Source organism: Pelomicrobium sp. G1 (assembly GCF_051905455.1).
Classification (GTDB): Bacteria; Pseudomonadota; Gammaproteobacteria; order Burkholderiales; family UBA6910; genus Pelomicrobium.
Genome location: NZ_JBQACR010000247.1, coordinates 1 through 309, shown reverse-complemented (window position 1 = coordinate 309; position 309 = coordinate 1). Strand labels below are relative to the sequence as shown.

Below are 309 nucleotides of genomic sequence, written 5' to 3'. Positions count from 1 at the left end.
CAGCTCGAGCCCCATCTCCACGCCGGAGAGGGTGCCCGCTAACATCAGATCGTTAAAGCTGCCCAGATGACCGATGCGGAATACCTTACCCCTGAGCTTTCCCAGGCCGTTGCCCAGGGACATGTCGAAGGCTTCGAGGATCACCTGGCGTAGATGGTCCGCGCTATGCCCCTCGGGCACCAGGACCGCGGTAAGGGAGCTGCTGTATTCCGCCGGGTTCAAGCACAGCACCTCCAGGCCCCAGGCCCGCACGGCGCGCCGGGTCGCCTCCGCGTGCCGGTCGTGGCGAGCGAACACGTTCTCCAGCCC

General features: G+C 66.0%; 1 pseudogene. It reads right to left on the bottom strand.

From position 1 onward, the window contains the following. Positions 1–309 (bottom strand): annotated as a pseudogene (locus ACTFO6_RS18370) (serine--glyoxylate aminotransferase); the annotation flags it as partial.